Origin of the sequence: Sphingobacterium sp. BN32 (genome assembly GCF_030503615.1) — a bacterium.
In the GTDB taxonomy this organism is placed as follows: domain Bacteria; phylum Bacteroidota; class Bacteroidia; order Sphingobacteriales; family Sphingobacteriaceae; genus Sphingobacterium.
Genome location: NZ_CP129963.1, coordinates 3,575,727 through 3,593,533, shown reverse-complemented (window position 1 = coordinate 3,593,533; position 17,807 = coordinate 3,575,727). Strand labels below are relative to the sequence as shown.

The following is a 17,807-nucleotide window of genomic DNA, read 5'->3' as shown; positions in this document are numbered from 1 at the left end:
TTAGGCTTACTCCTCGATAACTTTCGCGCGAATCAGATCTTCTGCTTTCTTTACAATTTCTTCTGCATTCAAACCTGTTGTATCAATAGGATCCAAAACTTCCCAAGACATCGAAGTGAAAGGGCGAAGTGGAAAAGCTCCCCACTGAACCATTTTATATGAGCCGTTAATAGCGATTGGAACCACCAAAGCTTCTGGATTTTTCTTTAACAAAGTCGCAATCCCTCCAACGGAAAAGTTCTTCATCTTTCCGGTTTTAGTACGCGTTCCTTCAGGGAAGATAAAGGCTGACCAGTTATTCTTCTTCATATTATTCGCAAGGTTCAAAATCTCAGCAATAGATTGTTTAGGATCCTTGCGATCGATGTTTGCTGCCCCACCGTGTTTTAGATTAAAGGAAATACTAGGAATATTCGCCGTCATCAACTCCAACTTGGAGATGAATTTCCCGTGAAATCTACGTAGAAAGAAAATCAATGGGGGGATATCATAGGTACTTTGATGATTTGCTACAAAAACAATAGGTCGCCCTGTTGGGATGTTCTTGTTGTCTATAAAGTGGGTTCTATTAAATAGGGTGTAATTACACGCAACCAATAGACCATTTAATATGTCTACACTATTTTTATGAGCATTATAGCCGCCTAGCTTTAAACATAGCCATTGAATAGGATGGAATATGATAAGTGCTAAACCAAAACAAAGATAAAAGATAGGTGTCAGGATAAATCCCAATATTTTTCTCATACTCGAACTAAATTGTGCAAATATACGAATTCGAATTTATTGGCGACTGTAACGATTGCTAATGCTGTATTGTTGATTATTATTTTAATATTATTAATATAATGTTTAAATTTATTTAAATTATAATTCACATTATGAAGTTTCCAATACATTGTCCCGCCTGTGATTCTGAAATGACCGTTGTAAAGCTGTTCTGTGGTTCCTGCGAGACTGAGGTAGCCGGGAAGTTTAATTTTCCTACGCTTATGCGCCTGGAACCGGAAGAGCAGGAATTTGTTGTTCAGTTTCTACTGAATTCGGGAAGTTTAAAAGAAATGGCTAATAAAATGGGAAAAAGCTATCCCACTGTGCGAAATAAACTGGATGAGCTTATTGAAAAAATTAAGACATTTTAACCTAAATTTTATGAATTACTTTGAAGAGTCACAGAGCTTTATTTCTAAATGGACAATAGCGACCGCCGTACTGCTGCTCGGTTTCCTTTCCTATCGTTTTTTAGAGGGCGGTAACCTGAGCTTGCTTGTCGAGAACATCGGATTTTGGATCATGTTGCTGATATTTATCGCGCTGTTCAGCATTAGACTGAAAACAACTTACGACGCGGAAGGGATACATATTCATTTTATTCCTTTTGTGTTCAACCGGGTCTATAAATGGGAAGAAATGGACGAGGCCTATCTAAGAAAATACTCGCTTATGGATTATGGAGGATGGGGCTATCGCTTCGGAAGTGATGGCTTAGCGATTACGACCAGTGGAAATAAGGGCTTGCAATTGAAGTTCAAGACCGGCAAGAAGGTGCTTATAGGCACACAGGACACAGATGCAGTACAACGAGTGCTTGACTATTATTTATCTCAAGAAAGGAGAAAATCTGATGTTTAAAATGTTAATCAACCCCTTCGAAAATCATACCGATCGGACGCTATCGATCCTCGGAATTCTTGTGTTGTTAACTATGATTCTTTTGTGTTGGCAATGGGATATCATCGCAGACGGCATTATACAACTGCATCATTCGACAGGAAGGCCGCTGTGGAAGGTCATTTTCAATATCGGAATCAACGTTTCACTGTTGAGTTTGTTGATGTTCGGAGTGGCAAAGTTAAGTTATCATAAGACTCGTTTTATAGATGTTCTAAACGTTGTATTGATTGCAAACTTCGCGCAAGTGATGGTGATGCTCTTATTATTCAATCCCTTCTTGCAGGAAATGATGCAGCCCCTGGAAAAAGCGATCCTGGAAGGTGATATCATGCTGAAGTCCGTTCCACAGATGAATTTGATTGTTATTAGCATTGTTTCGCTATTCGCGGTCGCGATGCTCTATTACTTCTTTCACCTTTTGGTTCTGGGTATGAAAATTGCCATGAATAGCAAGAAGGCTTATCATGTCATCCTCATCATTTTGTTGACGATGATATTGGATACCTTTCTACATTTTTTTAATCCGTATTTGATATGATAAAAAAGTACATACTTTTCATCTTTAGTTTAAGTTTTTCCTTGTTCGCCTGTGGACAGTCTTTTGAAGGATCCTGGACGGGCACCCTAGTCCTTCCGACTGTTAAACTTCCAACAGTCTTCGAGTTTACGTACGATGGACAATGGAAAGGGACGATGCAGAGCCCATCCCAAAGCATGGCGAAACTGCCATTCTCAGCGATCAAAGCTGACGGCGATTCCATACATGTAGAAGTTCGCTCTTTTGGTATCAAATATTCAGGAAAGTTATCTAACGATAAACAAGCGATTACAGGGCAAGTTCAGCAAGGTTCGATGCGAGCGCCCCTAGACTTTAAGAAAGGTCCGTGGAACAGCTATAAACGCCCACAGGCGGTTAACCCTCCCTACACCTATGATACGGTCAATGTAAAGATCCCGAATAAGGAAGATGGAGTCGTTTTGGCGAGAACCATTACGCGTCCAAAATCCGGCGGGAAACACCCTGCTGTAGTACTAGTGACGGGCAGTGGCCCTCAGGATCGCAATTCGACCATCTATGGCCATCAATCGTTTAAGTTAATTGCAGACTATTTAACGAAGCGAGGAATCGTTGTTCTACGTTATGACGATCGTGGTGTTGGACAATCGACCGGTATCTATACCAAAGCGACGACGAGCGATTTCGGAAAGGATGCCTTGTCGGCATTAAATTATCTAAGCAAACAAGCTGACGTCGACCCGAAGAAAGTCGGTATTATTGGCCACAGTGAGGGCGGATTGATTGCTACGATCTTAGCAGGTCAGCGCGTCCCATCGCTTAAATTTATCATTGACTTGGCAGGGCCGGCAATAGCGATCGATTCCCTAATGCTGCTGCAAAGCGAAGCCGTTATGAAAGTTCAGGGCAAAACGATGAGTCCACAAGATCGCGCGCTGATTAAAAAGAACTACGAAATCGTTAAAAGCAAGCTGTCGGCAGAAGATGCTTTCGAAGCCTTAATGGCTAATATGCGCGCTGTTCCGGGCAGTCAAAATGTGCAATTTGGCGATGAAATCGGTGTCTTGGTCACCCCTTGGTATAGGCATTTTATGAAGATCGACCCAGTTCCCTTCATCAAGAAGATTAACATTCCTGTGTTTGCCGCCTTCGGTGGCACGGATGTGCAGGTAATCGCTGCACCCAATATGGAAAGCTTAACTGATCATCTTCCACGCAATCCAAAATCTATTGTCAAGGTGTACCCCGGATTAAACCATTTGTTTCAAACGTCCAAAACCGGATCTCACCTCGAATACGGGGATATAGAAGAAACCTTTAGCCCTCAAGTATTGAAAGATATGGGAGATTGGATTTTAAGTAGAAACTAGAGACTATAGGTTAGATGTAAGACATAAGATATCAGAGTAGGGCGCCGAATAAGCGCCTTTTTTACATTTTGTTTTGAAAAGGGAATTAAATACCAGCCCTAGGTCTAAATACTAACTACTATATACTAACGACTAATCAAACCCAAAACAGACCCCAATCAAAGCCCTTCTAAAAGGGGTTTGATTGGGGTTTGTATTGGGTTTGAATTGGGTTTAAAAGGGTTCTGCATTATCTTAGTTCAGCAGCATGTCTTTCTTAATTATATCCAGGATTTTGCTTTAAGTTAGAATTAACGGATACTTCGCGATACGGAATTGGAAATACCAATTTCGGAGCGTTGTACGGTAGGGTTCCGATATTCTTTTTTGTGCGTTTTAGATCATGGATTCTATAGCCTTCAAATGCTAATTCTTTATTGCGTTCTGTTAGAATTTGATCTATCGTTACGGTTGCTAAATCTTCAAGACCAGCACGCTCGCGCAGGAGATTAATGTCGTTTAGGGGGCTATCGCCTACGGATGTTCCCAATCTGGCATTGCATTCAGCGCGCGTTAAATAAAGTTCTGTTAAACGTACAACCGGGATGTTATCAAAATAGTTATACCATTTTTTTGTAAACCATCCTGCCTTTGCGCCGGTGCCTTCATAAATCATCTGCGTTCTGCGTTTATCCGTCTCATCATACGTATTGACAAAGGAGTTGAGTATGCTTAAATCGCCACGACCTACTTTACCACCTGTGTTATTTAAGTAGCTCGAATAGAAAGTTGCTAGACCATCATTCGATGAACCTGCATGACTTTGTTCGTTTTGCTGAATTTCAAACACTCCCTCTGTTGAATTTTTTATACGGAAGGGATCTTCTAAATTTTTAGCTAAAGCATATTCTCCACTTTCGATAATATCATTTGCCTGCTCCCTGGCATTAGGATAGTCTCCTTTTTGAAGGTATAGACGTGCCAGCATTCCTTTTGCTGCGTATAAATCTGGACTATCTGACAGCAGCGATATGGCCGCGATCAGGTCATCCTCTGCTTGTTTATAGACCTCTGCGACGCTGTTTCTAGGCACATCGGGCGTGATATCTTCAAATGCTTTAACCGCTTTTGTTGCGATGGGTACTCCTAAAGAGCTGTTAGCGCCGCCCGCTTCATAAGGTAAAGCATACAGCCTCACGAGCTCAAAATGCATGATGCCGCGAACGAATAGTGCTTTTCCTTCAATTTCTTTTTTCATATCCGCATCGGTTACCACACCGAGGGATTCCAATACGGTGTTTGCGGCGTTGATTGCCTGGTAGGCACGCGTCCAGGTGCGTGTAGCGTCCTCGTTCGTTGATATCAAATTTTGATTGGATATGTCGCGGTAGGTGCTGAATGAACCTGTCCAGTTGACATAGCCGGGACTCGCGTATAAATCAGCGATCATCAGAAGGTTCGTTCCGTATAGTGCCGGGTGGGCCATGATAGTGTAGGCGCCGACAAGGACATTATTGACGTCTGCGGCACTGGAAAGAGCGTTTTCAGAGGATATGTCATTTTGAGGTTCTATATCTATTTTCTTGCCGCAAGCACTCGCTAGCAGGGAAAAGACTAATACAGAATATGATAGATTTTTTAAGATTTTCATGACTTTTTAGATTTTGATTAGAAGCCTACATTAATTCCAAAAGTGATTGTGCGTGGCTGCGGTGCTGTATAGAAATCTGTACCCAGCTGTATGGCACCTGCAAATGTCGTGTTGATTTCAGGGTCATAGCCATTATAATCGGTCAGTGTCAACAAGTTCGTTGCAGATACATATATTCTAGCACGCTGCATTTTTAATTTAGTCACCGTTTCATTTGGTAAATTATATCCCAATACCAGGTTTTTGATACGGAAGTAAGAACCATCTTGAATGTAGCGGGATGATGGACGCGTTCCATTCGCCGAGTCGAAGCGAGGTTGCGGAATCATCGTGATGTCGCCCGGGTTTTTCCAATAGTTCATCTGATCCGTTGTTTGGTTATCAAAGTAATCGCCATTTGCCGACTGGAAGCCGCCTGCAGCATTGTAGATATCATTGCCGCTCACGAATTGGGTCTGAATATCGAGGTCAAAATTCTTGTAAGAGAATTTATTACCAAAACCGCCAAAGAAACTTGGGTTTGGATCACCAATTTCCTGATCTGCAGCCTCTGAGTACTCGTTCGTTGTCGTTTTACGGGTTTCATCTAAATAATACAGTGCATCGCCGTTCTCTGGGTCAACGCCGGCATAGGCTTTTCCATAGAAGAATCCATAAGGCATACCTTCCTCCAAGCGACCTAAATAACGGCCTCCAGGATAGATTGGCTGACCATTCACTAATTTTAAAATTTTGTTTCTATTCCAGGAGATATTGAATGAAGTAGACCATTTGAATTCTCCGACGAAGTTTTTCGAGTTTAAGGTCAATTCGAGCCCTTTGTTTTCCAAACTACCGATATTTCTAAATACGGTTGTAAATCCGCTGGTTGACACAATTGGCATATCCAATAACATGTCGGTTGTTTTTTTGTGGTAGGCTTCTACCGTTCCTGAGATTCGGTCGGACAACAATCCGAAGTCTAGGCCTAAGTTGGTTTGTGCTGTTTGCTCCCATGTTAGTCTTGGATCTCCTAATTGGTAGGCTACGGTTCCGGGAGTACCGGCATAGTTTGCGCCTCGGTAGAGTGTTCTCGAAGCGAAGTTGGCAATATTCTCATTACCGGTCAAACCGTAACTAGCTCTAAGTTTCAGAAAGTTTAACGCTTGGCTTTCTTTCAGGAAGTTTTCCTCAGAGATGACCCAACCTAGGGACGCGCCTGGGAAAGTAGCATATTTATATTCTTTTCCGAATCGGGAGGATCCATCGGTACGCACAGATGCTTCAAATAGGTAGCGATCCATCAACTTATAGTTTGCGCGGGCAAAGTAAGAAACAATGGCTCTAGAAGTTGCTGATGAGCTGGCATCTGATTTTACAGCGGCGGCTGTAATCTTTCTGAACTGGTCGGAAGGGAAGTTTTTACCTTCGGCCATTGTGAATCTGAACTGTTGTTCCTGATAGGACATCCCCGCCAATAAGTTTAGGTTATGGATGTCGTTAAAGACCTTTGAATAAGATAAGGTATTGTTGGTGTTGAAGTTGACGGAACGAGCCTGATAACTAAAGCCATAACCTCCGGAGTCTCCACCATCTTGTGTTTTCATCCCTAAGTATAAGTCCTCTTCCAAGTTCTGAAAGTCCATGCCGTATTCCGAGCGGAACAGCAGGTCGGGTGTAATCCGTGCATTGGCGTAGGCCGTTCCAAATGTGCGGTAAGTGCTGGAAAGATTATTACCGTTTTCCAGGTCGATCAGGTTATTGTAGTAAACCGTATAGTTATACAATTCGCCATTCTCGTCGCGTATAGGTTGTATAGGAGGGAGCGCATTTAACTGAAGTGGATTTGAGAATGCGTTATCAGAGTTAACACGGTAGTTATCGATTTTATTAATATTTAAGGTTCCTCCGATGTCCAGGAAATCGAAAGCAGAATGGTCTACACCAATGCGCCCTGACGTTCTTTTAAAGCGGTTCCCGATGATAATACCTTTGGTATCAGAGTAACTACCTGAGGCGTTAAATCTAGTTTTTGCATCACCCCCGGAAATGCTTAAGCTACCTTGTTGCAAGCTTCCGCGGCGCATACCTTCGTTTACCCAATTGGTATTGTAGTTTTTATCCCAGTCATCGGTTCCGGTCCAGTCTGCCCAGAATGCACTCACATCGGGGTATTGTTCGTCCGGATCTGGTCCGATATAGCCCCCATTAACGAGTGCCGCCGAGAGCAGCTCGCGATATTGGTCAGCATTCAGGAAGTCGCCCTTATTTGTTGGGTCGCTAAATCCTGCAAAGTAGTTCAAATCGATTTTTGTTCGTCCTGCTTTTCCTTTTTTTGTGCTAATTAAAACGACCCCATTGGATGCTCTGGATCCATAGATTGCGGAGGCAGCACCATCCTTTAATACTTCCATGGATTCGATATCATCAGGGCTTATCGCTGCCAAAGGGTTGTCCGGCTCGTCGTAAGTTCCCAATGCTTCGGTTACCATCGGTACGCCATCAATCACAAATAAAGGTTGTGTTCCTGCAGAGATTGAGGAAATACCACGCACTCGGATCTGCAGTGCCTGTCCTAATTTTCCTGAGCTCGTGTTGACAAACACGCCAGGAGCACGGCCTTGTAAGCCAGCCTCGACCGTCTGTAGGGGGACATTTTCGAGATCTGCCATTTTTACACTGGCGACCGATCCTGTTATGTCTTTTTTAATCTGTGTACCATAGCCCACTACGACCACCTCTTCCAAATCTGCGGCAGAGGGCATAAGTTGTACATCCACTGTGCCGGCAGCGGCGGCAACTTGTTGCGACGAATAACCGATGTAGGTAAAGAAGAGAAATTTGGTGGATTCGTTGAGACCGATTTCGTAGCGTCCATTGACATCTGTTTGGGCGACGAAGCTGGTTCCGACCGCTTTTATGGTCGCACCGGCGATTGGTTGGTTCGTAACGGCATCAGTAACAGTACCCGTTACTTGTCTGCTTTGTCCAAATACCATGATAGGTAGCCAACAAAGCATTATGAAAAACAGTAGATTTCTTTTCATAATTTAAGTTTTCTAGTTAATTAATTTGTTGTTGTTCTAAGGGCTGCGCCCAAAAATGCTTATGCGTTGAGTTTGTTTATCGTTGGTACGGAATGTATGTATTTAACTAAAAATGGAAGATTAGTTAAGCTTTTAGGTCATTCGGCTTGGAATGTAATTGTTTGAGCATTTACTTATAGTAAATTTATAAATAAATCTGATTTATTATTGTTTTTCGTTAAAAAACTTCGTTAACCATATTAGGGAATGGAAAACGTTAAATGAATAGCTCTCCTGACGAGGTTTTATTTAAGAAAGCTTGCAGTAAAAGGCTGATAAAATATAAAAGCCCTATAGGAAATAGGGCTCAAATTTTTTGTTATTGGGTTATGGCGTTGTATTTGCCACGGGCAGTATCTTTCCGTTATAATATTTATGGCCATTCTGCGCGAATTCAGCGATGTATCGGCCCATTTCAAAGGCTAATGTTCCGGCTTCGACTCCAGGGAATGCCGCTTCGAACATTTCGGTCTGCGAAGATCCCAATGCCAGACAGTTTACTTTGATGCCCTGCTCTTTGAATTCTTCGGCTAAGCATTCGGTCAATACAGCTAATGCAGCTTTGCTCGTAGAGTAGGCCGCTAGTCCCGGGAACTTGGCAGAGCCCTGAAAACCGCCCATACTACTAATATTAACGATATGGCTACCTTCTTTCATTAACGGAGCAATATGACGGATCATATTGATATGCCCGATCAAGTTCGACTGCAGCATCTGTGCGAAATCTTCATTCGTTGATGCTAAGAATGGTTTGTTGATTAAAGCGCCCGCATTATTGATTAGGATATCAACCTCTTCAAATTTGGATTGAATGAAGGGTACTAAGGAGTCTGGATAATTGTCATACACAATATCGAATTGCGCAGGATACAGTGTTCCACCGTCGTGGTTTAAGGAGCTAGCGATTTCGTGCAACTTGCGAAGCTTATCAGCCGAGCGCGCTAAGGCGATTACTTTATGCTCCTTATTTGCTGTTAAATCCAATACTGCTTCGAAGCCAATACCACTACTTGCTCCTGTTACGATAATATTTGCCATTATTCTTCTTCTTCTTTTTCAATTTCTTCCTCGACCTCTTTTGCTGACGGGAGTTTGTCTGCACCCAGGCGCTGCGGTCGGAAAATATAATAAATACCACTTGACGCTACTAAAAGCGAGATGATGTAAAATATCAAACTAATGGTAACGGCTATGTGCTGATCTAATTGTAGATATGTTGCTAAGCTAAAGATCACCGTTTCTCGCAGTCCGATGGCTCCACCAATCGAAGGTACGATAGCTACGAGCGAAGATACCATAAAAATTAAGAGGTAAGGGGAGAACTTACCATCGAAGTTCATCGCATAGAGTATAAAGATGGCGGTGATGGTTTGAAAACCTTGAACGGCGAGCGCTTTAAAATGGGTGATGATAAAATTATTTAGGAACTGCTTGAAAAATGTTCTCAATACAAACAGGTAGCTAATGGTTCCCAGTGCAAGCACGGCGATGGTGATGTAGTTCGGGATTGCCAAACGCGGCATAAAAATAACGAGCGTTCCGGCCACAATACATAATGCCCAGAGTCCGCTTAGGCGGTCAAAGAATACAGCGCCGAGTACTTGTCGTCTTGATATCTGGAATGTCTTCTTTAGGAAGAATATTTTGTAGCCATCGCCACCGATTCCACCGGGCAGAAAGAAGTTGTATAGTAGCCCGAGTTGATAAAGACGAAAATTATAACGTTCGGAAAGCTTTAATCCGATTGCTTTGAAGAATGAGTTGAGGCGCGAAGAGGCGACTAAAATGGAGCAGCAGTAAGCAAGAAAGGCGAGCAGCAAATAGAGGGGATTGCTGTCGCTCAGAACGTCTTTTAACTCGGTCAATGATATCTTGGTGGAAACCCAGTACACTGCAGCAAAAGTGATGAGTACTTTCAGCAGGTTTTTTACTATATTCCAAACTTTCGAGTCTTGCATGGGCAAAGATCAATTATAATAAAGGGTATATTTTCGAGAAAAGCATCATGAGGTAGACAAAGAGGAAAGCGCCTGCTAAAGAGAACAACCAGTTGATGTCTATTCTTTTATATTTTTCTCGGAGCATGATCACCATTAGGATAATAAAAATAATAAATAGTGAAATGGGTGCAAATATAGCCCATTTGTGTGGAAAATATAACGAAATGTTCTTCAATAAATTAGCATCTTTGCTGAAGGAGTATGCTATTCCGATAATGAGGATAATCATAACAATTCGTAATATCGCCTTGGCAACGATTTTGCTTATGGTATGATTTTTGGAAGTAGTGTTCATCAAAATATCGTTGTTTTTTGAGGTTACTAATATACATTTAATATACTATTTTAAACTTTGTAATATGCATAAACGTATTTTATCCTTTTTGTCCTTGTTAACTATGGTGTTAATTTTAGGAAGTTGCGGTGCGCAGAAAAAATCTACAGTTGGTGGTACAGAGACTTCTCAAGGTCCTACAGCATCACAATGGCGCGCTGGTTTTAAAGGTAAATGGGTGTTGAATTCTGTTGAACGTGAAAACATTCCGAGTTCTTATACAATCAAGAACATTTTTGATGAAGCTCCTGTAGATTGTTTCATTGGTTCGGTTTGGGATTTACCGGGCGGTGCACAGCGTGGTACTATTACGTTCAATGCTGATGGTACATTATGTGCAAACGGCGCGGTTCGTAACATCGTATGGTCTATTTTTAATCCTGGTAAAACAGGCGGTGAGCCAGCTTTCCAATTCAAGAAAGTATATGCCGGAGACAAAGCGTCTAACGTGACGAGCGGATACCGCTTAGATCTTTCGTTCGCTGATGAGAATGGAATGACGATGCGTATGCCAATTCCATTGGATCAAGGACAAGGGCATTTGGTGTTCAATTTCACACGCGCTAACTAAGGATAGCACAAGAAAAACTAAGGAGCCGCAGAAATTTTCTGCGGCTTTGTTGTTTAAACATCAATTGTTTGCAGTAATTTTAAATATATTTGCATAATTTTTACGCATTGGATGAATCCAGAATATATGAAAGTTGCACTAATTACAGGGATTACGGGTCAGGATGGCGCATATTTAGCTGAGTTTCTATTGAAAAAAGGCTATATGGTGCATGGGTTGAAAAGAAGAAGTTCCTTGTTCAACACTGATCGTATCGATCATTTATATCAGGATCCTCATGAATTAGGAAGGAATTTCGTGCTTCATTACGGTGATTTGACGGATTCGACGAATTTAATCCGTGTGATTCAAGAGACGCGCCCGCATGAGATTTATAACCTTGCTGCGCAATCGCATGTAAAAGTAAGTTTTGATACCCCGGAATATACGGCGAATGCAGATGGTATCGGGATGTTGCGCATACTCGAGGCTGTTCGCCTTTTGGGTCTAGTAGAACATACGAAAGTATATCAGGCATCAACGTCTGAACTTTATGGTTTGGTGCAGGAGGTTCCACAAAGCGAGACTACTCCTTTTTACCCTCGAAGCCCCTATGCTGTTGCTAAGATGTATGCATACTGGATTACGGTAAATTATCGCGAAGCTTATCAAATGTTTGCCTGTAACGGGATTTTGTTCAACCATGAGAGCCCTGTGCGCGGGGAGACCTTTGTTACGCGTAAGATTACAAGAGCTGCTGCAAAGATTGCTTTGGGGCTACAGGATAAATTATACTTAGGTAATTTGTCAGCACAACGCGATTGGGGACATGCGAGAGATTATGTGGAAGCAATGTGGCTGATTTTACAGCAGGAAAAGCCGGAAGACTTTGTTATTGCAACAGGCGTGACGACGACGGTGCGTGAATTTGTTCGCATGGCTTTCGCCGAGTTAGGAATAGAGATTGAGTTTAGTGGAAAAGGAGAGGCTGAAAAGGCAGTGATTATTGATCGCGATGAGGAGCGATTGCAAGAGTTGGGGCTTAGCGCTGAGTCTATCAAACTAGGACAGACTGTTGTTAAAGTGGATCCGCAATATTACCGTCCGACGGAGGTGGATATATTGATCGGTGATCCTTCAAAAGCGCAGAACAAATTGGGTTGGAAACCAAGGTATTCGCTTGATATGCTGGTCAATGAGATGGTTCTTTCGGATCTGAAAGTTATGCAGCGCGAAGAGTATCTTAAGAAGGGCGGTTTCACGACTTTAAATTATTTTGAATAATTAGAGTTGGAACAGTTTTTGCGTTGGATTTTACGAATATGTTAATAGAATATTAAACGTACGTTGTCTAATTGATTTATCTAATCTTCGTTTCGGCGAGACGTACGTGCAAGCATCATGAAAACAGGAATACAAAATACGGGAATGAACGAAGATCAAGAACAGGTCGCCTTAAAACGTGATAGTTCGAAGATCTACTTTTTCATTATAGCGATAGCAGCACTTTTAGCGACGAATATATATTTCTATGTAAAGTTTAAATCGTCGGGTGAGAAGCTATATACAGTGACTTTACAGAAGGAAAGTTTGCAATCTGAGATTGATCGCATCGAGGCAGAGCTAGATAATATTAAATCACAATATAATGGTTCAGCGGATGAGTTTCAATCAGCAGAACAAGATGCGCGCGTGAGAATTGAAGATTTACGCAGCAGTCTGGAAAGTGGCGAGATCACGGATCAGCAAATTGAGGATGCTAAACAGCAAGTTTATCAGTTGAAAACTCAAGTGTCGCGTATGAAAGATCAGGTGACGGAGTTACGCATAAAAAATGAGTTATTGGCGGAAGCGAATACTGATTTGAAAAATGAAGTGACGGCAAGTCGTCAGCAATCTGAAAACCTAAGCAAACAAACCAAAATCTTAAACGAGAAGATTAACAAAGCGTCTTCCATCAAAGTTTCAAATATTCATATTGCCGGTGTAGAAGAGAAGAAGGGTGGCGTTATAGAGATCGAGACGAAGTCGAAACGAATTGATAAGCTTCAAATCAGCTTTACTGTAGCTGATAATCCCTTAGCGAGTACAGGTAAGAAAGATATTTTCGTTCGTGTAATCAATCCCAAAGGAAATTTGGAAGCAAATTCAGAAGATATATTCTATGTTCATGGTGAGAAGCTTCAGTACAGTTTCAAAGAGAGCATCAACTTTACGAATAACGGACAAGAGTATCAGATGGAGTGGGGTAATAACGGCGAGCGTTTTCAAAAAGGGGCTTACACCATTTTGCTCTATGCGGATAACTCCATTATGGGGAGAGCATCCATTGTCTTGAAATAATAAAAATATTATACGATAAAAGAGAAGCGGGTTTCCTATTTAGGAAGCCCGCTTCTCTTTTATATCGGTGTCTCGTACTTAATCATACGCGTCGCAAGATGTTCTCTATATCTAGCGCTAAATTGTCTTGATAAAGGGTTTATTGTGGTATCTGTATGACCTTTTGTTTGTGCATATAGGTTAGCTGGGGAAGATTTTGATCTTTTACCTAGAGAAACTACAAGATGTATAAAGATGCCATCTTACTTACGAAACTCTTATAAGATTCACTATTGCCTCAATGGCTTCGGAAGAAGCCGTTTGTCGTTAAATAGTTTCGAAAGCTTCATCGCTTTAATGCTTGTAAACAACGTAAAAGCATAGGTACTGTTATGCCAGGCTAGAAGATTGCGTTTATATCTACCCTTCTAGCGTTTCCTCATTGTAAAGCGGAAGGATAATGGTAAAGGTAGTGCCGATTCCTTCGAAGGTTGTAAAGGATATCTGGCCCTTCATCGATTCAACGGTTTTCTTTACGAAGGCTAATCCTAATCCTGTTCCGGAGCTTTTTGTTGTAAAGTTCGGTTGGAAGATCTTTGGTACCAGCTCTCTTGGTATACCAAGGCCGTTGTCCTTTAATAGGATGCGGACATGCTTTTCATCGGCATAATCAACCAAGACACTAATCAGGTGTTTTTTACGTGTTATGGACGCTTCTAGCGAGTTTTTCAACAGGTTATTGAAGGTTCGTAGCAACTGGTCCCTATCACCCAATACATAGATGTTTTCTTGGTCCGTATTATTGATGACTTTGATATAGGTATTATGGGTATTATGATACACATTTGCCGATTTATTGATTTTCTCAATAATATTGATCTTCGTCAGGTTGGTGTCTGGCAGTTTTGCGAAGTTAGAGAACTCAGTTGCAATCTTTGACAGACTGTTGATCTGCTCAATAAAGGAGTTAGAGAATTTATAGAATCTTTCTTCAAAGCGCGGGTCACCCTCTCTATAGCTTCGCGAGAGCTGTTGGATGCCCAGTTTCATTGGGGTTAATGGGTTCTTGATTTCGTGAGCAATCTGTTTAGCCATCTCGCGCCACGCATATTCACGCTCGGCATTCATCAATTGCTTAGCATTTTCCTCCAGCTTCACGATCATGTAGTTGTATTCCTTGATCAGTGCTCCGATCTCATCGTCTCTTTCCCAATAAAGGGGCTCGTTTGGTTTATTACTGAATATTGTTTCAGAAAGCTTTCTACCGATCAAGCTCAATGGTTTTGTAATCGAGTTTGCAACTAGCACTGTGAAGAATCCGAAGGCTAGGATGATGATCGTATAGATGTTCAATAAGGTATTTAGGAGCAAGTTCTGGCTAGCATTTTCCTGTTCTACGGTCGTGAAATAAGGGATGTTAAGAAACAATACCGTGTTGTAGTCATTATTTCTGATGGCAGCAAAACTTGAATTATATTCGAATTTGACAAGCTTTTCTTTCAAGAATAAATCGGTCTTCTTTCGAATGTTTAAGTTGTTAAAGGCCGTCGGATTGATATAGGTAGAGATAAGCTCCATATCATAAATTCGCGGCTGCGAGGTATAACGTAGCTTTCCGTTCTTGTCATATAAGTTGAAGTCTGTTACCGAAGTTTCTGATAGCTTTTGCAAGATATCTTCAAAGCGGTTTTCATCCAGATTCGGAGACTCCTGCAGCAAATTTTCAATTTTGTTGACAACATCGAGAATGTATTTCTGACGTTGTTCTACCGAGTCCTTTTCTAATTGGTAGGAGATACTGATGAAAGTAATCAATCCGGAGATAACAATAGCGAATATCACCACCCCAACAATCATCGTCTGGATACGAGTACTATACTGGACACGGTTAACCAAGAGTTTGAAGTGATATTTAACACTATTGAAGTTGAACGCGCGCCGTGTGACTGTGGTACTTACATATCTTATGAAATTAAAGAATAGGAAGAAGGTGTAAAGACTCAGGAATAAGAATGAAAAAATCGCGATAGACTGCCAAAAGTTTAGCTGAGGCGTACTTACGACTAAACTCGTGTGGTTATCTGGGCGATAGATGACATGGAAATAGCCATTGTAGTTTTCATTATTGCTGTATTGTCCAATCTTGCTCGCAAAGTTATCGTCTCTATTCGGATAGGTAAATGAACCGTTCTGCGTCACTAAATACCCGTCGCGATAAAGGGCAAAGGAAGAAGCTAATTGCTTGTGTTTATTGATGAATTCGGAACGGCTATCTGCTAATATAACAGGGTAATTTAGCGATGCGTTGAAGGCTTTATTCTTGAAGTTTAAATAAACCTGCACCATATCCTCTCTGCCATTACGAACGATTGGTATTTCAAACTGAAGGAAATATTCATGAGTTCCTAATTCGCTCCTGACGCGGTAAAAATTCTGCGTCTGTGGCACCTTGGTGGAGTTGTTAATTACCTTTTCACGGTATTCTTCAATTTTATCAGAATTATAATTTTCAAGTGGCCTTTGGTCGTAATAGAAATAGCTGCTGAATTCAAATTTTGACAGGTAACCACTAAAGTAATGCGTTTTGAGATACTGGTTGATGATCTCCGTCTGCGTATTTGGGAGACTGATAGTAAACAGCTGTTTAAGCTGCTCGTCTTTCAAAATATCTTTTTCTAGATCAACAAATAGGGCTAGGGCGTTAAAGTCGTCTTCGGCTTCCAATTGCCCTAGTGTTACCTTCATTTCCTGCTCTACCTTATCATGTACACTACGCATATAGACAGAGGTTGCCATAAATGCTAGGAAAACCAATGTCAGGATAAACGTCGGTAGGTTCAGACTCATGCGCATGTTGCTGTATGCGCGCAACATGATAACCCCTGCTAGGAATATATTGAAGAAGGTGTTCTCACCAATAATAATGGCATTTAAAATAATGGCCGTCACTAATGCGATCAGCTGCAGATTCAGGAAAGAGGTGGTATTCGGCAGAATGTTTTTAAGAAAGCCAACGATGGTATCTATGAAATATAGCAGGATAACCATGTTGACACAAAAGATCAGTGTATTGATCCAGCTGTAGGTGTCAAATGACAAGAGCTGTGTGAAATCCAGACTGACTTGCGAGCTATTTGTGATTAAGGTCGATAAGTGATAGAATAGTAGATTTGAAACGAAATAGATGCTTAAGATAGACGCTAGCGCGATCAATCCCGCGATGGCCGGTTTCTTCCAAGCCTCAGGATATTTCAGGAATCCCATAACCGATCGAACGTAGAAAACAAACCAGATGACAAAAAAGGTGGTCATTAGGAATGCCCAGAGATTCGGAAGTATGGGGCTGAAGGCGTAGTATTTCGGGTTAAATAGCCCTAAACTGGATTGCGATGCCAGCCAATTGGTTTTTAAATCTACATAACGGGTGAGCGTTAATATTACTGCAAAGAACACTATCGATAGCCAAGGTCGGCCATTCTTCGCAGTCATGTAACTAACGTTATGGACAAATATCAGGAAGCATAGGGATGCAAAGATCCAACAGACGAACTGTATATTGATAAAGATGTTATCGTGTTTACCCTCGCTCAGCTTGACAGAAAACAAATAAGATCCGTTGTTGCTGTATATGTTTTTGATGTTCTCGGTATCCGTATAATCCGCAATGGCAAGGTTGTCGGACTTCAATAAGGTCACATTGAAGATATTCTCTAGATACTGATTAGTAAACGGGAAATCAGCTTTGATGGGGATAATCGCTAATAACGAGCTATTATCTGAAAGGACTTTCCGCTTGACAACGAGATGCCGATTATCTTCTTTAATATAATTAACATCGGATTGGAAGCCCAAGTCGTTTACCGGTACAAATAGGTTTGTGCTCCAGAAGATGGGCTGATGATTCTTATATACAAAAAAGAAGATTCGTTCTTTTGCTCCGATCTTTTTGGTGATATCCAAGACCTGAGTCGGGTAAAGCTCCACATTCTGAAAAGCCTTCATCATGCTGGAGTCTGCAAAAAACTCGTCTACGAGTTTTTCTGAACGGTGCAAATTGTTGGAGAGGGTGCGGGTATCCAATTCCAACATATCTTCTTTGGTGACTATATTATTAATCGTGATAGCCGTCGTTAAGAATAAAACTGTTAGAATCAGTAGAAGAATTCGTATTCTATTACCCATTAAGATTTAAGATTATTAAGGGTAAATATAAACAAAACTTTCAGCATTCCACTTAATGGATATCGCGAATGGAGCTTCATTTAAGCAGTATTTTGTGAAAAATTCAACTGCCGAGCACTTAAGACTCTATGTAGATGGAAATAATAGCAAAAGTTCCTGTGGA

The 17,807-nt window shown here is 41.4% G+C and carries 14 protein-coding genes; 7 read left to right on the top strand and 7 right to left on the bottom strand.

What is annotated here, in order from left to right; genetic code table 11:
• Positions 1-6 precede the first annotated feature (6 nt).
• Positions 7-747 carry a lysophospholipid acyltransferase family protein gene (locus tag QYC40_RS15190; RefSeq protein WP_301990982.1) on the bottom strand — a complete coding sequence of 247 codons (741 nt, stop codon included), beginning with the start codon at positions 745-747 and terminating at the stop codon, positions 7-9.
• 134 nt (positions 748-881) lie between these two features.
• Here QYC40_RS15190 and QYC40_RS15185 point away from each other — a divergent pair, with 134 nt between their 5' ends.
• From QYC40_RS15185 to QYC40_RS15170, 4 genes are all read left to right on the top strand, one after another.
• On the top strand, positions 882-1,142 hold the full coding sequence (locus QYC40_RS15185; protein ID WP_301990981.1) for a DUF2089 family protein: 261 nt from the start codon (positions 882-884) through the stop codon (positions 1,140-1,142).
• Between the two features lie 10 nt (positions 1,143-1,152).
• Positions 1,153-1,632 carry a hypothetical protein gene (locus QYC40_RS15180; RefSeq protein ID WP_301990980.1) on the top strand — a complete coding sequence of 160 codons (480 nt, stop codon included), beginning with the start codon at positions 1,153-1,155 and terminating at the stop codon, positions 1,630-1,632.
• A gap of 73 nt (positions 1,633-1,705) precedes the next feature.
• Positions 1,706-2,212, top strand: a complete 507-nt coding sequence (locus tag QYC40_RS15175) for a hypothetical protein (RefSeq protein WP_301990979.1) — start codon at positions 1,706-1,708, stop codon at positions 2,210-2,212.
• Positions 2,209-3,561, top strand: a complete 1,353-nt coding sequence (locus QYC40_RS15170) for a S9 family peptidase (protein WP_301990978.1) — start codon at positions 2,209-2,211, stop codon at positions 3,559-3,561. Before QYC40_RS15175 ends, QYC40_RS15170 begins: the two co-directional genes overlap by 4 nt.
• Positions 3,562-3,817: 256 nt before the next feature.
• Here the strand turns inward: QYC40_RS15170 and QYC40_RS15165 are convergent, their stop codons facing one another.
• The 5 genes from QYC40_RS15165 to QYC40_RS15145 all read right to left on the bottom strand — a co-directional run bounded on the left by QYC40_RS15165 (position 3,818) and on the right by QYC40_RS15145 (position 10,551).
• Positions 3,818-5,191, bottom strand: coding sequence for a RagB/SusD family nutrient uptake outer membrane protein (locus QYC40_RS15165; protein ID WP_301990977.1), 1,374 nt, complete (start codon positions 5,189-5,191; stop codon positions 3,818-3,820).
• A gap of 17 nt (positions 5,192-5,208) precedes the next feature.
• Entirely contained in the window at positions 5,209-8,217 is a 3,009-nt protein-coding gene (locus QYC40_RS15160; protein WP_301990976.1) for a TonB-dependent receptor, read from the bottom strand.
• A 366-nt stretch (positions 8,218-8,583) separates the two neighbouring features.
• On the bottom strand, positions 8,584-9,294 hold the full coding sequence (locus QYC40_RS15155; RefSeq protein ID WP_301990975.1) for an SDR family oxidoreductase: 711 nt from the start codon (positions 9,292-9,294) through the stop codon (positions 8,584-8,586).
• Positions 9,294-10,214: a lysylphosphatidylglycerol synthase transmembrane domain-containing protein gene (locus QYC40_RS15150; protein ID WP_301990974.1), complete on the bottom strand. Its 921-nt coding sequence runs from the start codon at positions 10,212-10,214 to the stop codon at positions 9,294-9,296. The genes QYC40_RS15155 and QYC40_RS15150 overlap by 1 nt, the downstream gene beginning before the upstream one ends.
• A 13-nt stretch (positions 10,215-10,227) precedes the next feature.
• The gene (locus QYC40_RS15145) at positions 10,228-10,551 is read right to left on the bottom strand and encodes a hypothetical protein (protein WP_301990973.1); all 324 of its coding nucleotides are present in this window, start codon (positions 10,549-10,551) and stop codon (positions 10,228-10,230) included.
• A 103-nt stretch (positions 10,552-10,654) separates the two neighbouring features.
• Between QYC40_RS15145 and QYC40_RS15140 the strand changes: the two genes are divergently transcribed.
• The 3 genes from QYC40_RS15140 (at position 10,655) to QYC40_RS15130 (ending at position 13,483) form a co-directional block, all read left to right on the top strand.
• Positions 10,655-11,161: a hypothetical protein gene (locus QYC40_RS15140; protein WP_301990972.1), complete on the top strand. Its 507-nt coding sequence runs from the start codon at positions 10,655-10,657 to the stop codon at positions 11,159-11,161.
• Positions 11,162-11,287: 126 nt separating this feature from the next.
• Positions 11,288-12,424 (top strand): GDP-mannose 4,6-dehydratase, encoded by a 1,137-nt coding sequence (gene gmd / locus QYC40_RS15135; RefSeq protein ID WP_301990971.1) that lies wholly within the window; start codon positions 11,288-11,290, stop codon positions 12,422-12,424.
• Between the two features lie 117 nt (positions 12,425-12,541).
• Positions 12,542-13,483, top strand: coding sequence for a hypothetical protein (locus QYC40_RS15130; RefSeq protein WP_301990970.1), 942 nt, complete (start codon positions 12,542-12,544; stop codon positions 13,481-13,483).
• A gap of 399 nt (positions 13,484-13,882) precedes the next feature.
• Here QYC40_RS15130 and QYC40_RS15125 read toward each other — a convergent pair whose 3' ends face one another.
• Entirely contained in the window at positions 13,883-17,644 is a 3,762-nt protein-coding gene (locus QYC40_RS15125; protein ID WP_301990969.1) for an ATP-binding protein, read from the bottom strand.
• Positions 17,645-17,807 lie beyond the last annotated feature (163 nt).

What these genes read in the sequence shown, in the direction of transcription:
- QYC40_RS15170 (WP_301990978.1), top strand. Translation starts at nt 2,209, where the DNA reads ATGATAAAAAAGTACATACTTTTCATCTTTAGTTTAAGTTTTTCCTTG.
- QYC40_RS15145 (WP_301990973.1), bottom strand. Translation starts at nt 10,551, where the DNA reads ATGAACACTACTTCCAAAAATCATACCATAAGCAAAATCGTTGCCAAG.
- QYC40_RS15125 (WP_301990969.1), bottom strand. Translation starts at nt 17,644, where the DNA reads ATGGGTAATAGAATACGAATTCTTCTACTGATTCTAACAGTTTTATTC.
- QYC40_RS15175 (WP_301990979.1), top strand. Translation starts at nt 1,706, where the DNA reads ATGATTCTTTTGTGTTGGCAATGGGATATCATCGCAGACGGCATTATA.
- QYC40_RS15150 (WP_301990974.1), bottom strand. Translation starts at nt 10,214, where the DNA reads ATGCAAGACTCGAAAGTTTGGAATATAGTAAAAAACCTGCTGAAAGTA.
- QYC40_RS15140 (WP_301990972.1), top strand. Translation starts at nt 10,655, where the DNA reads ATGGTGTTAATTTTAGGAAGTTGCGGTGCGCAGAAAAAATCTACAGTT.
- QYC40_RS15130 (WP_301990970.1), top strand. Translation starts at nt 12,542, where the DNA reads ATGAAAACAGGAATACAAAATACGGGAATGAACGAAGATCAAGAACAG.
- gmd (WP_301990971.1), top strand. Translation starts at nt 11,288, where the DNA reads ATGAAAGTTGCACTAATTACAGGGATTACGGGTCAGGATGGCGCATAT.
- QYC40_RS15185 (WP_301990981.1), top strand. Translation starts at nt 882, where the DNA reads ATGAAGTTTCCAATACATTGTCCCGCCTGTGATTCTGAAATGACCGTT.
- QYC40_RS15155 (WP_301990975.1), bottom strand. Translation starts at nt 9,294, where the DNA reads ATGGCAAATATTATCGTAACAGGAGCAAGTAGTGGTATTGGCTTCGAA.
- QYC40_RS15160 (WP_301990976.1), bottom strand. Translation starts at nt 8,217, where the DNA reads ATGAAAAGAAATCTACTGTTTTTCATAATGCTTTGTTGGCTACCTATC.
- QYC40_RS15165 (WP_301990977.1), bottom strand. Translation starts at nt 5,191, where the DNA reads ATGAAAATCTTAAAAAATCTATCATATTCTGTATTAGTCTTTTCCCTG.
- QYC40_RS15180 (WP_301990980.1), top strand. Translation starts at nt 1,153, where the DNA reads ATGAATTACTTTGAAGAGTCACAGAGCTTTATTTCTAAATGGACAATA.
- QYC40_RS15190 (WP_301990982.1), bottom strand. Translation starts at nt 747, where the DNA reads ATGAGAAAAATATTGGGATTTATCCTGACACCTATCTTTTATCTTTGT.